This window comes from Streptomyces sp. NPDC048484, assembly GCF_040651415.1.
GTDB lineage: Bacteria > Actinomycetota > Actinomycetes > Streptomycetales > Streptomycetaceae > Streptomyces.
The window spans coordinates 1-1,113 of the sequence record NZ_JBEZJY010000153.1; the positions used below are offsets into that span (position 1 = coordinate 1).

At 69.7% G+C, this 1,113-nt stretch carries 2 protein-coding genes; one reads left to right on the top strand and one right to left on the bottom strand.

What is annotated here, in order from left to right; all coding sequences use genetic code 11:
* The first annotated feature begins 97 nt into the window (after positions 1–97).
* Complete coding sequence (locus AB0D14_RS45015) at positions 98–430, top strand: hypothetical protein (RefSeq protein ID WP_362791347.1); 333 nt, start codon at positions 98–100, stop codon at positions 428–430.
* A gap of 255 nt (positions 431–685) precedes the next feature.
* Here AB0D14_RS45015 and AB0D14_RS45020 read toward each other — a convergent pair whose 3' ends face one another.
* Positions 686–1,024, bottom strand: coding sequence for a MerR family transcriptional regulator (locus AB0D14_RS45020; protein WP_362791349.1), 339 nt, complete (start codon positions 1,022–1,024; stop codon positions 686–688).
* Between the last annotated feature and the right edge of the window lie 89 nt (positions 1,025–1,113).

The window sequence follows — 1,113 nt, forward strand, 5'->3', positions numbered from 1 at the left end:
GACTTCACGAGGTCTGAGCAGTCTCACTGACATTGCGTGAAGGCACGGTGTGGAGGTCACCGTTTCCCGCTTGAGTCGTTATCCGATCATGAACAGGATGCATTCCATCGTCAGGGCCGTCGCCGCAGCCGGTGGGGCTGCGGTGCTACTCACCGCGTTGACCAGCCTCGCCCGGGCCGCGGACGGGCAGTTCTCGTACAGCAGGTCCGACACCGGGGCGGCAAGCACGCTTTCCACCCCGTCCGATGACGTGTGCCTGCCTCTGGGCGGCGGAGCAGCTCACGCGGCCAACGACACGGACGCCACCGCTTTCGTGTACGCCGACGGCGGGTGCAAGCAACTGCTCGCCGTCGTCGGTGTCGGAAGCACCTGGGACCAAACGGGGCCGCCGCCGGCGCCGGCCCGTAGCGTGCGCTTCGGATCCGGCTGATTCGAAGCCGACCGTTCTGTGAGAAGGCAAGCGTGACCCGAGCAGCACGAGTTGTCCGATGTCGGGGCTGTGGCCCGAACGGCCGGGCCGCCGGTCGCCGCGGTCACTGGAGCCGAGCGCGGGGTGGGGCGGGCCACCGACGGCCGTCTCGCCCGGGACGGCTACCGGCTGAAGGTGCCCGGAACACAGGCGTTCCGGGCAGCGTCCGTGGGCGGCACCGCGAAGCGTCTGGGGGAGTTGCGGGTCTTGGGCCTCTCAGGCCGCGGACGCTGGGTTCGCTGTTTCGGCGGCGCGGTGGTGTTCGGCGTTGATGCGCTGGGCTTCTTCGAGCTGGTCTTCGAGGATGACAATGCGGCAGGCGGCCTCGATGGGGGTGCCTTGGTCGACGAGCTCGCGCGCCCGGGCGGCGATGCGCAGTTGGTAGCGGGAGTAGCGGCGGTGGCCGCCCCCGGAGCGGAGCGGGGTGATGAGGCGGGCCTCGCCGATGGCGCGGAGGAAGCCCTGGGTGGTGCCGAGCACTTCGGCGGCCCGGCCCATGGTGTAGGCGGGGTAGTCGTCGTCATCGAGACGTCCGAACGAGTCGTCTGCTGTCATCGCACCTCTCTGTGGAACGCGTGGAGGGGCCCCGGCGCTGTTCGCGCCAGGGCCCCGAAGGAACTGCTACACCATCTGCCGGCCCTGAT

Coding starts and splice junctions, on each gene's coding strand:
- AB0D14_RS45020 (WP_362791349.1), bottom strand. CDS start 1,024: ATGACAGCAGACGACTCGTTCGGACGTCTCGATGACGACGACTACCCC.
- AB0D14_RS45015 (WP_362791347.1), top strand. CDS start 98: ATGCATTCCATCGTCAGGGCCGTCGCCGCAGCCGGTGGGGCTGCGGTG.